The organism is Bifidobacterium sp. ESL0819 (assembly GCF_052606245.1).
In genome coordinates this window covers 1-14,813 of the sequence record NZ_CP199587.1, presented here as the reverse complement: position 1 = coordinate 14,813, position 14,813 = coordinate 1, and the positions used below count along the sequence as shown (strand labels likewise).

The 14,813-nt window shown below is 56.9% G+C and carries 12 protein-coding genes; 7 read left to right on the top strand and 5 right to left on the bottom strand.

The genetic code is table 11. The features are described 5' to 3' along the window. Positions 1–15: 15 nt before the first annotated feature. Positions 16–762, top strand: a complete 747-nt coding sequence (locus tag ACUIAD_RS00060; RefSeq protein ID WP_445343292.1) for an HAD family hydrolase — start codon at positions 16–18, stop codon at positions 760–762. 19 nt (positions 763–781) lie between these two features. On the opposite strand, the gene ACUIAD_RS00055 is transcribed toward ACUIAD_RS00060, so the two are convergent. Continuing rightward, positions 782–1,114 (bottom strand): nucleotide pyrophosphohydrolase, encoded by a 333-nt coding sequence (locus ACUIAD_RS00055; RefSeq protein WP_110452558.1) that lies wholly within the window; start codon positions 1,112–1,114, stop codon positions 782–784. Positions 1,115–1,181: 67 nt separating this feature from the next. Here ACUIAD_RS00055 and ACUIAD_RS00050 point away from each other — a divergent pair, with 67 nt between their 5' ends. From ACUIAD_RS00050 to ACUIAD_RS00030, 5 genes are all read left to right on the top strand, one after another. Further along, positions 1,182–3,332, top strand: a complete 2,151-nt coding sequence (locus ACUIAD_RS00050) for a DNA/RNA helicase domain-containing protein (RefSeq protein ID WP_445343291.1) — start codon at positions 1,182–1,184, stop codon at positions 3,330–3,332. 105 nt (positions 3,333–3,437) lie between these two features. Next, positions 3,438–4,382, top strand: coding sequence for a uridine-preferring nucleoside hydrolase UriH (uriH, locus tag ACUIAD_RS00045; protein WP_110452557.1), 945 nt, complete (start codon positions 3,438–3,440; stop codon positions 4,380–4,382). A gap of 5 nt (positions 4,383–4,387) precedes the next feature. After that, positions 4,388–5,836: a uridine transporter UriT gene (gene uriT / locus ACUIAD_RS00040; RefSeq protein WP_445343290.1), complete on the top strand. Its 1,449-nt coding sequence runs from the start codon at positions 4,388–4,390 to the stop codon at positions 5,834–5,836. Positions 5,837–6,080: 244 nt separating this feature from the next. Beyond that, a complete protein-coding gene (locus tag ACUIAD_RS00035; protein ID WP_445343289.1) occupies positions 6,081–7,262 on the top strand; it encodes an SLC13 family permease in 1,182 nt (393 codons plus the stop codon). 101 nt (positions 7,263–7,363) lie between these two features. After that, positions 7,364–8,566, top strand: a complete 1,203-nt coding sequence (locus tag ACUIAD_RS00030; RefSeq protein WP_445343288.1) for an MFS transporter — start codon at positions 7,364–7,366, stop codon at positions 8,564–8,566. Between the two features lie 50 nt (positions 8,567–8,616). On the opposite strand, the gene ACUIAD_RS00025 is transcribed toward ACUIAD_RS00030, so the two are convergent. The 3 genes from ACUIAD_RS00025 to ACUIAD_RS00015 are packed head-to-tail and all read right to left on the bottom strand — an operon-like array spanning position 8,617 to position 10,354. After that, positions 8,617–9,222 carry a DNA-3-methyladenine glycosylase gene (locus tag ACUIAD_RS00025; RefSeq protein WP_445343287.1) on the bottom strand — a complete coding sequence of 202 codons (606 nt, stop codon included), beginning with the start codon at positions 9,220–9,222 and terminating at the stop codon, positions 8,617–8,619. Then, positions 9,219–9,605, bottom strand: a complete 387-nt coding sequence (gene fdxA, locus ACUIAD_RS00020) for a ferredoxin (RefSeq protein WP_198230135.1) — start codon at positions 9,603–9,605, stop codon at positions 9,219–9,221. The genes ACUIAD_RS00025 and fdxA overlap by 4 nt, the downstream gene beginning before the upstream one ends. Further along, positions 9,602–10,354 carry a helix-turn-helix transcriptional regulator gene (locus tag ACUIAD_RS00015; protein WP_445343286.1) on the bottom strand — a complete coding sequence of 251 codons (753 nt, stop codon included), beginning with the start codon at positions 10,352–10,354 and terminating at the stop codon, positions 9,602–9,604. Before ACUIAD_RS00015 ends, fdxA begins: the two co-directional genes overlap by 4 nt. A gap of 58 nt (positions 10,355–10,412) precedes the next feature. Here ACUIAD_RS00015 and ACUIAD_RS00010 point away from each other — a divergent pair, with 58 nt between their 5' ends. After that, on the top strand, positions 10,413–13,070 hold the full coding sequence (locus ACUIAD_RS00010) for a multicopper oxidase domain-containing protein (protein ID WP_445343285.1): 2,658 nt from the start codon (positions 10,413–10,415) through the stop codon (positions 13,068–13,070). Between the two features lie 231 nt (positions 13,071–13,301). On the opposite strand, the gene ACUIAD_RS00005 is transcribed toward ACUIAD_RS00010, so the two are convergent. Further along, positions 13,302–13,871, bottom strand: a complete 570-nt coding sequence (locus ACUIAD_RS00005) for a TM2 domain-containing protein (protein ID WP_445343284.1) — start codon at positions 13,869–13,871, stop codon at positions 13,302–13,304. Between the last annotated feature and the right edge of the window lie 942 nt (positions 13,872–14,813).

Sequence of the window (14,813 nt, the reverse complement as noted above, 5' to 3'; positions counted from 1 at the left end):
AACATGGGGTATCAGATGCAAGAAAGCCATGCCGGATCGACTGATGAGGCTCGGCCTGAAGGGGGCTGTCAGCCACTGGCCGTCTTCTGGGATATGGACGGGACCTTGATCGACTCAGAGCCCTACTGGCATCAGGCGGAGATGGATCTGGCACGCGAACATGGCGGAGACTGGAATGCCGACATGGGTTGGCAGGTCTCTGGCAGACCTTTGCCTAAGGTGGCAAAGCTGATGCGCGATCGGGGTCTTGGCGTTCCTGAGGACCAGATCCCCGATCTGTTGATCGATGGGGTGATCGCCTTGGAGGCGCATCACATGCCATGGATTGACGGGGTGCGTGACATCTTGGCAGGCCTTGTTGCGGCCGGGATCCCTTCGATTCTGGTCACCACGTCGCCACGCCGCATGGCTCAGGCTGTGGTCGCCAAGGCGCCCGAAGGGGCTTTCGCTGATTATGTTTGCGGGGATGACGGACTGGCACAGAAGCCTGATCCCGCGCCCTATCTTCATGCAGCTAGTTTGCTGGACATCAATAGCCCTGCTCAGATGACCTCCTGTTTGGCTTTTGAGGATACCTTGACGGGAATCACCTCTGCTGTGGCATCGGGCGCCACCACAGTGGCCTATACCGGCGCCAACCCGGTGGACACTTCATCAGGCCCTCAGTTCGCTTCCATAAATAGCTATGTCGGAGTTACCTTGGATGACTTGTCAGCACTGATCGCCAGGCGGCTCGGACGATCGGAGTCATCCGCAGCATAGACTTGCTGAATTCATCCGTCTACTGCAGGGGCCGATATTTTCGGCTGGAACCGCGCGAAGCAGCCACTGGATACCTGTGGGCCGTCCTTTGCAGTTTGTCCATGACAATGCTGTCCATGTCCAGATCCAGCCGATCCGCTAGCTGGATGCAATAGGTAAGCACGTCCGCCAGCTCGTCAGTCACGTGGTCCTCATCACCGTCCCTAGGATCATCTCCCCACTGATAGCATTCCAAGAGTTCTGCAGCTTCGATGCAGATGGATTTGGCCAGGTTGGCGGGCGTGTGGAATTGATCCCAGTCGCGCTCATGCACAAAATCCATCACCGCTGCTTCTGTTTCCTCGCTGATCATGGTTTCGAGCCTACCAGTCGGCCCGCCTGCCATGAGATTGGTGTGGGTTCGTGGCATAGTGAAAACCATGGATTCATCAAGCGCGCCGCAGCCTGTGGTGATGACTTTGCCCTATGGCGACTCCAGGGATGAAGATTTTTCCAAAGCCATTGCAGAGTACAAGCAGAGGGAAGCTGTTGGCAGTCAGGGCAGCAATTTGGAGGAGAGGCTGCTTGAGGAGCTGTTCCTGCGCTATCCCACTGTATACATTGTCTCTGCTGATATAAGGGACAGCGGCAAAAAGCATGGCGGTGGGTCTCCTTATGTGGTTTACGTCGGGGAAACCAACGACATTCGTTCTCGAACCAGGCAGCATATTGAGTTGGATCCACGGACCCGGACGGATTGGGAACGCCTGGTGCGGTTCATGCGCAATAATCATGACAGGGTCTGCCAGTACATCATCGGTGATCGTCACTTCAATAAATCTCTGACACTGGATATGGAAAATCGGTTGATGGGGTATATGCAGAGCGTCGACTCGGTCAAGCTGGTTATGAACCGTAGAACCAACGCTCAGGACATGTACTACACTAGCGATGAATTCGACAGCATCTTTTCCAAGGCCTGGCAGACTCTGCACCAGATGGAGCCCGATCTGTTTCCGGAAGAGAAGGCGATCCTGGACTCTGCCCTGTTCAAAGCCTCGCCCTTCCGCAAGCTCACTGACGAACAGCGGCGGGCTGAAGAGGCTGTTCTGCATGTGCTGGAGTCGGTGATAGTTCAAAACGCTAGCGAGGGTTTCCACTCGATGACGGAGTCGACGGGGCCGGTGCAGATTGAAGATGCCCATACGCAGGTCATTGTCGTTCAGGGCATGTCAGGGACTGGCAAGACCGTTTTGCTCAGCCATCTCTTCTATCAAATATGTGCCAGATACGGCATCTACGGAAATTTGAACGGCAAGGATGATAACCGTTCGTCAAAGGCCAGGCAGCGTTCCTACATCATTGTCAACCAGGCCGAGCAGGCTAATGTCTACAACCAGATGGCTCTGAAGCTGGGATTGCAAAAGAAACGCGGTCAGTGCGTGGTGGGGGCTGTCCAGTTCATCAACCGTTTCAGCAAGCACACCAATCAAAATGGTCGGTCCACAGGCAGAGCAGCGGACCCCATGAATAGCGTCGACGCTCAGGCGGATGTGGTGCTGATTGACGAGGCGCATCTGCTGCTGACACAAGGGTCACAGAGCTACTCAGGGAGCAACCAGCTCTACGACATTTTGCGGCGGGCAAAAGTAGCCATTGTAGTCTTCGACCCAGAACAGATCTTGCGAGGATCCCAGTTCGTGGATGCCCAGGAAAGTCGGTTTCTGGGATTGACGGGTTCTGAACATGACCAGACCTCCTCGCAACCCATGCTCATCCGCGAAAAGTCACGGGACGGTCAGCATGTACGTGAGGATACTTTCCAGGTTAGTCATATTCGTTTGGATCAACAGATGCGCATTCAGGCTGATCCTGCAACATGCGCCTGGCTGGATCGGGTGACGGCCAAGGATGGCGTCATTGGTCCACTGCATCCGGATCCCTGGGAGCATCCTTACGAGATCAAGGTTTTTGATTCGCCAAAGGATTTGAGAAAGTTCATTCGTCGAAAGGACCAAGAGCAAAGGAGCGAGGGCTCCTTGGGCCTCTGCCGACTTCTAGCCACCTATGACTGGCCTTACAACAGCAGGAATCACCCGGACCCACGGGATCCTTCCCGTCACTGGCAGGTTGTACTGCGCCAAGAGGATTCAGGCCGGTGGGTATGGGTCGAAGAGGGTCAGGAAGGGGATGGTGAATTCGCCATGCCCTGGAATTACGAACTATATGAGGCGCAGGGAAACTCTGCTGCAAATCACCGGATCGCTTGGGCCGAGTTGCCCTTCACCATTGATGAGGTGGGTTCTATCTTTACCATCCAAGGTTTTGACCTCAACTACGCAGGGGTCATTATCGGGCCCTCAGTCACTTATAGGAATGGAAAGATCGAATTCGACCCGAAGCTCAGTTGCAACACATTGGCGACTAATCAACGGCCGGAGCTGGAGATGAATCCTGTGGATAATCTTCGGCACGAGTTCAATGTGCTGCTTAAACGAGGGGTGCACGGATTGGGGCTATTCGCAGTGGACCCCGATCTTCGGGATCGACTGGCCTGGGCAGTGGGTGGATTCGCCCGCGTCCAGGACTGACCAGTCGAACGCGCCTACAAGGATTGAATGCCAATCAGGGTTATCATGTCCTGGGCCATGGTCAATGGCCCAGGACATATTCATGAGAAAGGCGTAGGCGAGTACATGACGACGCGCAAGATCATCCTGGACTGCGATCCAGGGCATGACGATGCGGTGGCTATCCTTCTGGCAGTAGGCGATCCGCGGATCGACCTGATCGGAGTGACTACGGTTGGCGGCAACCAGAGTCTGGACAAGGTTACCTACAATGCGAGGGCTGTGCTGGAAAAGGCCCATGCGCGCCAGGTGCCGGTGCACGCCGGATGTGATAGGCCGCTGGTGCGTCCTCAGGAGGTGGCCGCCTCCATCCATGGCCAGACCGGTCTGGACGGAGTCGAGCTGCCTGAGCCTACCCGGCCGCTGGATCCTGGCCACGCCGTCGATTGGATCATCGAGACCATCATGCGCGAGGAGCCGGGCACAGTGACTCTTGTTCCCACAGGGCCCCTGACCAACATCGCCATGGCTGTCCGCAAGGAACCTCGCATCGTCGATCGCGTCCGCGAGGTCGTGCTCATGGGCGGCGGCTACCACGTGGGCAACTGGAGCGCTGTCGCTGAATTCAACATCAAGGTGGATCCTGAGGCCGCACATATCGTCTTCAACGAGCCTTGGCCGGTCACCATGGTGGGGCTGGATCTGACTCATCAGGCCCTGTGCACCCCGGAGGTTCAGCAGCGCATTGAGGGCATCGGCACTGATCTGGCCCATTTCGTCAGCGGGCTGATGGACTTCTTCCGCAAGTCTTACCAGGACAACCAGGACTTCGTGGATCCGCCCGTGCATGATCCCTGCACTGTGGCCTACCTGATTGACCCGTCCATTGTGAGTACCCGTCGTTGTCCGGTCGATGTGGAGCTGCGCGGGGACCTGACCTGCGGGATGACCGTGGCCGATCTGCGCGGTCCGGAGCCATCTGCCGAGGACTGCCACACCCAGGTGGCCGTCAAGCTTGACTTCCGAGGATTCTGGGACCTGGTGGTCAAGGCCATTACCACGATTGGATGAGATACATGAATACTTCGAATACCCCATCATCCGAAGCTGACAAGACCGCTGCCACGAGCGATTGCGGCTCCGGCCCTTCCATAGTCGCCTTGATGACGGCCCTCATGGCCGCCGTCTTCGCCTTCCAGCTCAACGCATCCATGCTCTCCCCGGCCCTGACGACCATGGGGGTCGAACTCAATGCAAGCAGCTCCAGCATCGGCCTGACCCAGACGGTGTTCTTCACCTCCTGTGCCGTCTTCTCCCTCTTCCTGCCTCGACTGGGCGATCTGGCCGGTCGCAAGAAGGTGCTGCTGGGCATGCTGAGCCTTACAGCGCTGGGATGCGTGGTTTCCGCTCTGGCTCCCAATGTGACGGTGCTGATGATTGGGCGCGTCATTCAGGGGGTGGCTGGTCCGGTCGTGCCCATGACCCTGATCATGCTGCACGCCGAGGTGCCCGATGAGGCCCGCTACGCCAAACTCATGGCCATTCTGACAGCGGTCAACGGTGGCATCGGCGGCGTGGATGCCATACTGGGCGGATGGTTGGCCGGCACGTTCGGCTTTAGGTCGGTCTTCTGGTTCATGGTGGCCATCGCCGTGGTAGCCGTACTCCTGGTGGCAGTCTTCGCCCGCGAAAGCTATGCAGACGATCGCCCCCGTATGGACTGGGCGGGTGTGGTATTCCTGTGCATCGCCTTCCTGGCGGCCTACCTGGCTATCAACGAGGTCGAGAAGCTGGCTCAGGCACGTTGGATCCTGGTGGTCGTTGAGATCCTGGTGGCTGCGGTCTTCTTCATGATCTTCTGGAAGGTCGAAAGCACCTCGTCAGCACCCATGGTCACCACAATCTATCTGAGGCAGCGGCGCACCTGGGGCCTTCTGCTGACGACTCTTACCACCATGGTCGGCGTCTTCGCCATCATGAATGGGATCGTTCCGGCTCTGGCCCAGGATGGCGAGGTCGGCGTCGGCTTGAAGGCCAGCATCGTCTCCTTTGTCACATTGACCCCATATGCCCTGGTCGGTCTGGTCTTTGGCCCGGTGGCCGGGATGCTGGCTTCACGTTTCGGCTACCTCAAGGTGCTGAGGGTCGGTCAGCTATTCAGTGTGCTCGGACTGGCCTTTGGCATCTACGTCTGCCTGGTTCCCAGCATCTGGAGTCTGGTGGCTCTTTCTCTGATCCTAGGCGTCTCCTATGCAGGGACGGCCAATATCATGCTTAACGGACTAGGTGTCGTCCTGTCTCCTGCGGACAACACAGGTTATCTGCCCGGTCTCAATGCCGGAGCCTTCAACCTGGGCTCGGGGCTGAGTTACGCGGTCCTCTATGCATTCATGAGTGGCCTGGCGGCATCCGGGGGCGCCCGTACAGGATATGTCGCGGCAATGATTGGCGGCGGTGTGCTGGTGCTGGTTGCCCTGGCCTTGTCCTATCTGATTCCGGATCCGGAACGAATGAGCGACAAGTAATATTGCAGTTCGATATGGGTCCTGCGGATGTGCTGATTTGCAGGACCCTTTTCCACGCCTTATGCGCATTTGATTTTATGCGCATCCGACGGGAGTCAAAAGTCGGGGCCGGACAGGCTAGCAGTCAGTAGCTCTCGAGCGTTCCGACCTGAGGCTTTGGAGCGGAAAATAGCGTCTGGCAAGGCCCTGTAAGCTGCAGGCGGGCGCGTAAACTAAGTGAGGAATTCGTTCGCCGGAGGTGACTATGCAACATCGGGTGATCGGACTGTTGAAAAACGAGACCGTCCTGGTCGTCGCGACAGTCGTTGCTCTCGTGTCCTGCATCCTCATTCCTCCGGACCGGCAGTACCTGGGCTACATCCACGTCAATACCCTCACTCAGCTGGGTTCCCTCATGATGGTGGTCAGCGGATTTCAGCGCATCGGGGTTTTCCACGCCATTGGGGCCAGCCTTCTGAGCCATGTCCGCTCGGTGCGTGGCCTGGCCTTGGTTTTGGTTTCGCTGCCTTTCTTTTCGAGCATGTTCATTACCAATGATGTCGCCCTGGTTACCTTCGTGCCTTTTGCCATTGCCGTTCTCATCATGGCTGAGCTGGAAAGCCATGCCCTGCTGGTCGTCACCCTAATGACTCTGGGTGCCAATGTGGGCAGCATGCTGACCCCTATTGGCAATGCCCACAACTTATATCTCAAGGCCCGTTCCGAGATGCCTGCCGGTGAGTTCCTTCTCCTTATGGCGCCATACGCCCTGGTCGCGGCCCTGATGCTCTTCCTGTGCTGCTGGTTCGCCTTCAGGAATCAGCATCTGAACAAGTTCGAGGGTATGAATGCACAGGAGATTCGCCGCAGCATACTTGCGCCCAGAGAGGAGGGAGTACAACCTCAGGTGAAAGAGATGCAGCGGTCCAGCGGATGGCGTATCACCCTCTATTTCCTTCTTTTTCTTGTCTGCCTGCTCGGTGTGGCCAAGCTGATTCCCCAATGGGCCATGGTCCTGGTGGTGGCTGTGACCTTCCTGATCTGCGACAGGCGGGTCTTTCTGCATGTGGACTGGGGACTGCTTCTGACTTTCGTGGCTTTCTTCGTTTTTATAGGCAATGCCAGGCGGATTCCTCAGTTCTACAACCTTGTCAGCAGCCTGGTCAATATCCATCCTCTGATCACCTCGGTTTTGTGCAGCCAGGTCATCAGCAACGTGCCCACCGCCCTTCTGGTCTCAGGTTTCTCGACAGCCTGGCGTCCTATCATTCTTGGCACCAACCTAGGTGGGCTAGGCACTCTGGTGGCTTCAATGGCCTCGTTGATTTCCTACAAGGCTGTGATCAAGCAGTACCCTGACAGAAAAGGCAATTACCTGAAGATCTATACATCACTTAATCTGTTTTTTCTGGTTGTTTTGGTTGGCATGGCCCTGCTGCTGGAGTAGACTGCCCTCCATCAACCAGATATGGTGCCGCTGGCATTGAGAGGGAGGCAGCAACGGTGGAACCGGACCAAGATGTGTCTGAGCACAGGGACACAGGGATATTGTCCAGACGGAATCTTGGAGTTCTGGTCGGAATCATGGCCTTGGCCGTCATGTCGCGGTTTGACTCCATCATCTCCCCTTCCGTAGCAGCCATCCAGGCATCCTTTCCCCATGCCGATCCCTCCACCGTTGAATCTGTAGTCTCCATAGGCTCTTCGGCGGCTATAGTTTCCGCTCTTCTATTTGGCCAGCTCATGACCAGAATGAGTTTCAGAACCGCTGCCTGCATCAGCTGTCTGTGTGTGGCCCTGGGCGGCCTGATGCCCTTGGTCTTGCACGGAAGCGTAAGCCAGCTTCTCCTGTTTGCCTTGGTTGTCGGGTTCGGCGTGGGCATCGCCACTACTGTTCTCCCCAGCCTGTCGGCCAGGTTCTTCCGCGGGAAGCGGCTGGCGGCGCTGATGGGGCTGGTATTGGCTGTTCAGGATGGCTCTTCCATGCTGGTTCTTGCTCTTGGCGGTGTCCTGGCCAAGGGAGGATGGCTGCACAACTATTGGCTCTATTTCCTGGCCTTGCCCGCCTTGGCGCTAGTCATCTTCATGGTCCCACGGGTTGGTGCAGTCGAGGATGAGCCTGACAAGGCCACAGGGTCTGAAGCATCGTCCTCCTGGAAAGGCCGACAATGCTGGTGGGGCATCATATCCTGCATTGTCATCGGGTTTTTGAGCATTTTCCTGGTCGCGGTCCTGTACAACAAGCTCTCGGTCTACATTGCCAAGTACGGTCTGGGCGGCACCAGTGCAGCCGGGGTGGCCTTGATGTTCAACACGGGTTCGTCGGTCGTTATTGGACTCGGCATCAACGGCATCAAGCGGATTTGCCGGCAATGGACCATTCCGGTCGCCTTTGCTCTCATGGCTCTGGGCGCCTTGCTCTTCCTGACCACCCGCTCCTTCCCATTGGTCTGTCTGTCGGCGTTCTTGATAGGGTCGGGCAGTGCAATCAATATGGCCACCTGCCCATTCCTCCTGTCCAATCTGACCGAGCACCGGCGCTATCCACTGGTCATGGGGATCTTTTCGGCCACTACCAGCCTTGGTTTTACGGCATCCACCTGGGTTTTCAAGGCTTTCTCAACAGCGTTTGGCTTGGATCCGGTAACCGGCAGTTTCATGGGTATGCTGATCATCGCTCTGCTTGCTGCCGTCATTCTTTCGCTTGTCCGTTTCCAGAGCTGTGTCGAATCCCGCTTTATAGAGCAATAAGTCGTCACCCTTTAGGGCGTACAAGCCCTAGGTGAAGGATTCTTTGCCCCTTATCGTGACAGGTAGGGGTTTCCGGCGATGACGAATCTCCGTAGGGTTTCCTTGGCGTGGGATATGCCGATTCGGGGAGTTGCCGTGATGGTCTCGTCCTGAGCCAGTTCCGCGGCTGCCAGACGGATGGGCGGTTTTCTCAGGTCATGGCCGTAGCTGCGCTTGTCGATGTCCAATGCCTGACAGAGCTTGGCGGGACCATTGGTTAGATCCCGGTCAGGGTGACGGCCATGCCTGTGGCTGCGCAGAAGGCCCAGACCCTGCATTGGCTGACAGGCCCGAATCAGCACACCGGCGCCGAATCCGTCCTCCTGGCAGGAGATGTTCAAGCAGTAGTGCATTCCATAGGTGAAGTAGACATACATATGTCCGCTGGGGCCGAAAAGGGCATCGTTGCGAGCTGACCGTCCATGGTAGGCATGGCTGGCCGGATCATTCTGATCATAGGCTTCGGTTTCCACGATCCGAACCCTGGCCTGTTTCCCATCCGACTCGTAGTCTCGGATTATCAGGCAGCCCAGAAGCATCCGGGCAGCCTGATCCACAGGGCGGTCCAGAAAGTCAGGGAAGGCCAGGTGATCATCCTGACTTGAGCCAGTCTTCATTTGGCCTGGTCCTTACGGACCCAGACTGCGCGCTGGCCTCGTGATTCCGGCTGAATGCAGACGAAATTATCCTGGTGGGGCAGGGCGGCAACCTGTGGATGGTCGTGATCGTAGGGTCCCTGGGCCTGGGCGCCGCCGGCATCGCCGACCTGGGCAAAGAAGTCTTCGGAGGCATCCTTGAACCAGGTCCATTCCTCTGGCAGATCCTCCTCGTAGAAGATTGCCTCCACGGGGCAAACAGGCTCGCAGGCGCCGCAGTCGATGCATTCGTTGGGGTTGATGTAGAGGTTCCTGGGGCCCTCGTAGATGCAATCCACCGGGCATTCGTCTACGCAGGCCTTGTCTTTGACATCCACGCAGGGCTGGGCAATCACGTAGGTCATTGCTTTACTCTCCTTTTTGATCGACTATCTGTTTTTATTACTTCCAGAAAGCATCCTTTTTGCGAGGACAAGGGTTTCAAGGACACGCTGGCCTTTTTGCCGCTGGTCTTCTTGCTTCTGCCGTCCACGAGCCCTTGGATCATCCCCAGATGGATTGTGCAGATAATGGGGTGGCTGCCGACGCTGTCCAAAAAAGGGCATGAGGTCAGGTGCAGGATTGCCGCATTCGGTCCTGCCATAACCGGGGCAAACCCTAGGGTTGTCAGCGTATCCAATAGTGTCTGAGCCATGCTCGATGGCATCTCCCTTTTCGCGTTTTCCCTGTTCTGGCCGGCCAGGGTGCGGCCCCAGGCCACACCTGCTTTCAGCGCGGCCCTATTTCTGCTTCGGGTATCCGGGCAGGCAGCCTCCAAAGCCATGCAGAGCGAGGAGATCATATCCTCCCTGGCTCGGTTCACGGATGTGGGGGAGTAGATGACAGCCGGCCTGCCTCGACCGGCTGATTGGCCATTACTGTCTTTTTTCTGGCGGACTGCCTCACCTTGTTCGACCAGACGTTCAAGATGGAAACGAGCGGTGGTCGAATGGATGTCGAAGGCTGCCCCGATTTGCTGTGCGGTAAGACCTGCGCCGGTCCGTTCGGCTGCCGTGTGCAGATCATTCAAGATTGCGGAGCGAATCTCTTCCCCGCTTCTGCGTCTGGATGGGGATTGGACCCATCGCTTGCGGGCTTGAATTTCCTGACTCATCGATTAAATTGTATAACCATCAAATCAATTATCAACCCAGGACAAGGCGGACAGACCTATGCAGAACGACCAGAAGATGCGCAAGTCCGGCGGTAAAACGGCCTTGCCCAGGTCCAGGATGGCCCTTCTCATAGGCGCAGGTCTGGCTGCATTGCTTGGCCTTACAGCGGCGCTGATTCGTGCGGATCTGATCCATCCTTCAGACAGGGTGCCCCTGGCCGATCTGCACGGCGGGCTCATGGTCTATGGGTTTTTGGGCGCTGCCATTGGTCTTGAGAGGGCAGTGGCTTATCGCAGCGGCGGTTCCAGCAAGCCCTCCTGGGGATTTTTCGCCCCTGCCTTGGGCTTGCTGGGGTCTCTGCTCTGTCTGCTGTCGCTGATGGTCTCGAGCCGCGCTGCTGCCCCATCATGGGTCAGGGTGGAGCTTTTTGGCGGCATTCCGTGGACTTTGTCCATGTTGGTCCTGACAGCCATGTATCTGGCTATCTGGCGTCGGCAGCCTTCTGCAGAGGTGCTCATACAGGTCCTCGGATCCCTGGTGGGTCTGGTCGGGGCCGCTGGCTGGGTTGCAGGATTGGATGCCTCGGTTCTAGCTCCAACCTGGCTTCTCTTTCTGATTCTGACCATCGTCGGGGAGCGGGTGGAACTGGCCAGGGCAGTCTTTTCGGATATCCGTCTTGAATCGGGGATTCTGGGTCTGAGTCTTCTGATCGTCCTGATGCTGCCTGTTCAAGCCATGGCGCCTTCGGTCGGCTATCCGCTTCTGGGGTTGGCTTTGGGCCTGCTCCTCCTGGTCATGGCTAGTCACGACGTGGCCAAGGGTACCTTCCGACATGGTGGCCTGCCAGGATTCATGGGCACCTGCATGCTGTCGGCCTACGCCTGGGGGCTTCTGGCTGCTCTCATATGGATGGCGGCACCTTTGGATTCCAACACCTACTGGGGCGATATGGCGTTGCATGCCTTGGCTGTGGGATTCATTATGACCATGGTCATCGCCCATGTCTGCATGATCGTCCCCTCCGTCATTCGCAGGCCCCTGCCTTTTCACCCACTCCTCTGGGGTGCCTGGGCGCTTATGCAGGTCGGCTTGCTGATCAGGCTTCTTGGAGCTATCCGGCTGTACACGCCTTTATGGAAGGCGGGGAACCTGCTGAATGTCCTGGGAATCCTCTCCATGATGCTGACCGTGGTTTACCTGGCTGCTCGTGGCAAGCAGGTCCTGGCATCCAAACGCTACCGTCGTCGCCAGCCAGAGGGCTCTCCGGAAACCGAACGGCTAGGAACATTCGCCCTGAGGACGGATCTGGTTGCCACTTCGGCTACTGTGCTGGTCCTGGTGGCCGCCGTGGTCTTGATGGCTATACGGCCAACGCTGGCTGTCTCGGTCGGGGCATCGCCCAGTGCTGGGAGCGTTCGGGACGCATCGTCGAAGAGCGTTCAGCCGACCGGACACACCAGCAGAGCTTCAATCAAGGTGAAGGGGATGGCCTTTGTGCCGGATACCATCACCATCGATGCAGGCGATCGGTTGGTTGTAGATTTTCAGAATACCGGGGATCAGCGGCATGACTTGGTGTTTGCCAATGGCAAGAGCACAGGATCCGTGCCTGCAGGCCAGAGCGTCTCGGTCGACGTAGGCGTCCTGGGCGGCGACACATTAGGATGGTGCTCGCTGGCAGGACACCGTCAGATGGGCATGGAGCTCAAGGTCAAAACCAGGGGTGGAACAACTACCGAGCAAGCGCAGTCCTCCGCTCCGAAGATGACTATGAACCAGGCCCCTTCGGCAGCCAAGCTCAAGTTGCAGGCTGAGAAAAGCGATCCCGCCAAGGCCGCTCTTCCACCCCTGGATGACCAGGGGAGGGCTGGTACTAGAAAGTACACTCTGGACGTCAAAGAACGCAAGGAACAGGTGGCAGCAGGGCTTGAGCGCACGGTCTGGAGCTTCGATGATGCGAGCGATCCGCGGGATAGGGGATCGCGGCCCTTAGCTCAGGGTCCGGTGCTCAGAGGTCGGGTGGGAGACACCTTTGAAGTGACCATCAGAAACAAGGGAAGCATGAGCCATTCCATTGACTTTCATGCTGGCCCGGCCGTTCCGCAGACCATGATGCGCAACATAGACCCTGGCAAGGAGCTCATATATACCTTCACCGCTGATCGGGCCGGCATCTGGATGTACCACTGCAGCAGCGACCCCATGTCAAACCATATAGCCAACGGCATGTACGGGGCTGTGGTCGTGGATGACGGCACACTGTCGCCAGTAGCTGCTGAATATGTTCTGGTCCAGTCCGAGATCTATCTAGGTTCCAATGGAGGTGCTGCCGATGCTGAAAAGGTAGCGGCCATGAGCCCGGATATCATGACCTTCAACGGGCGTGCCTTTCAATATGACGCCCACCCCCTCACGCTGGAGAAGGGGCAAAGAGTTCGCATCTGGGTTCTGGACGCCGGGCCTAACCAACCGCTGTCCTTCCATATCGTCGGAACCCAGTTCGATACTGTCTGGACCGAGGGCCGTTATCTGATAGGCGGAGATTCGAGAGCGGATTCCGCTGCCTCATCAGCCGGAGCTCAGGTCCTGCCCCTGCTGCCGGCCCAAGGCGGCTTTGTAGAGCTCAAGGTCGACCAGCCTGGTGACTATTCCATAGTCAACCACATCATGAGTCTGGCTGAAAAAGGCGCACATGGCATCCTACGGGTGTCGTGACGAGGCAAGTGGCTTTTGTTTTTTAGGCAGACGTCTCTGCCAAGTTTGCGGACGGAGCTGATCCTTGATTTCGCGTCGATCTTTGACCTTACGGAAGGTAGTGTCTGAGCGGGCGCCTGTGCCATGCCCTTCTGATTGTCTCTGGTTTTCAGTCGAAAGGATGTTGAGACCCAAAAGCATTTAAGGCAGCTGCTAGCAGCCAGGACCGGTGTAGGCCGGGTCCGTGCGCTTTCAATCCTGCAGCTGCAGCCCCTTGCCGTCCATATGGTAAGGCGAGCCTGGATGCGAGCCAAGAATCTGCGCGCCTTCTACGATGGCCCAGATCGAAGAGATGAGAGGGCCGATAAAGAGGACGAAAATCGTGATCAGCAGCTGGGCGACCCCTCGCCCGGTCTTGCCTAGATAAAAGTTGTGTACGCCGAAGCTGCCCAGGAAGAAAGCCAGGATGGCTGCCGTGACTTTTGACTTGTTTGACATGCCCGGTCCGTTGACATACTGGGTCTGGAGCTGCCAAGGTTGAGCCTGGGACGGTTCGCTGCTGCCGTTGGATTGTGGCATATATGCGGTTTGGTCATAGGGATTCTGAGGTCCTCCTGGGATGTTCGAAGTCCGCCAAGGCTGATCCGCGTTAGGGTACTGATTGGCTGCTTCCGAGGGATTTCCCTGCTGTGGAGCAGACCCGTAGCCGTAGCTTGACGATTGTTGGTCGTATCCGCTGTAGCCGGAGTAATTCCCGCCTGCCCGAGCCGGGTCTTGGTTGTCCCCTGTTTGATGGTCTATTGGCTGATTCCAATCGTTCATGGCTGCCTTTCCTGTGGACGTCGTTGCCGGAATACACCATTATAACGCTAGGAGGACTTGGTTTCCGAGAATGCCCGGCATTGAAACCAGATCAGATAAGTCGTGCCGGAAGCAGAGCGGGAGAATTCGTCATCCATCGATCCTTGCCTGGCATAAGTGACGTCAAATAATTCTGAGTCGCGCGTAAACAGATAACGACAGGTTTGGATAACCAAATGTAGAGGCCGGAATTCATTCAACCCCGACTTTGCTGGGTGCATCGAGACACAGCTTGTGCCAGATGAGGTCTTCCTCGAAGAGAACGGAAGCATTAGAAATATTGACAGATCAGATGCAGGCTGATCCCCTTGAAATGTGCGATTGGATGATCCATCTGCTTGGCAGCGGCTATCGGTTGAGAACGAGATCATGCTGAATGAACCGGTAAGAAGGAGGTCTAGCATATGGACATGAGTCGGTTCGTACGCTCGGATGCTATTATGCCAACCGATTTTGATTCAGAGGACGGCTGAACGATTTGCCGACATTCTCAGAACCGCATTTCTGTATAGCACCCATGTACTTGTGGCCGTATCTATTTTTTGACATTCGGCCCTGAAGCCGTTCTTGGTCTTCTGGGGCAGAGCGGTTATGAGAAGCCCTCCCCTCACCATATCCGGCAGACAGCCGACCTTGGAGCCAATGCCTGCGGGGATTCACTACAGAGTCCCGGGATAAGCAGCATCAGCTTTTATCAGGAGAAGAGGCGGTCAGTCTGCCGGATATAGGTACGCTGCGTCCTTTGGAATATCAGGTTTTACAGAAGACAATCACTTCTGAAGAAAGTCGACGATTCGCTCCACAAGCCAAGGCTGTCTTGAACAAGCATGCAGGGGAGCACTGGTCGATAGCTCAGAATACCGCTTGCTTGTACTATGCGTACTGTCATCGTGATCAGTCTGG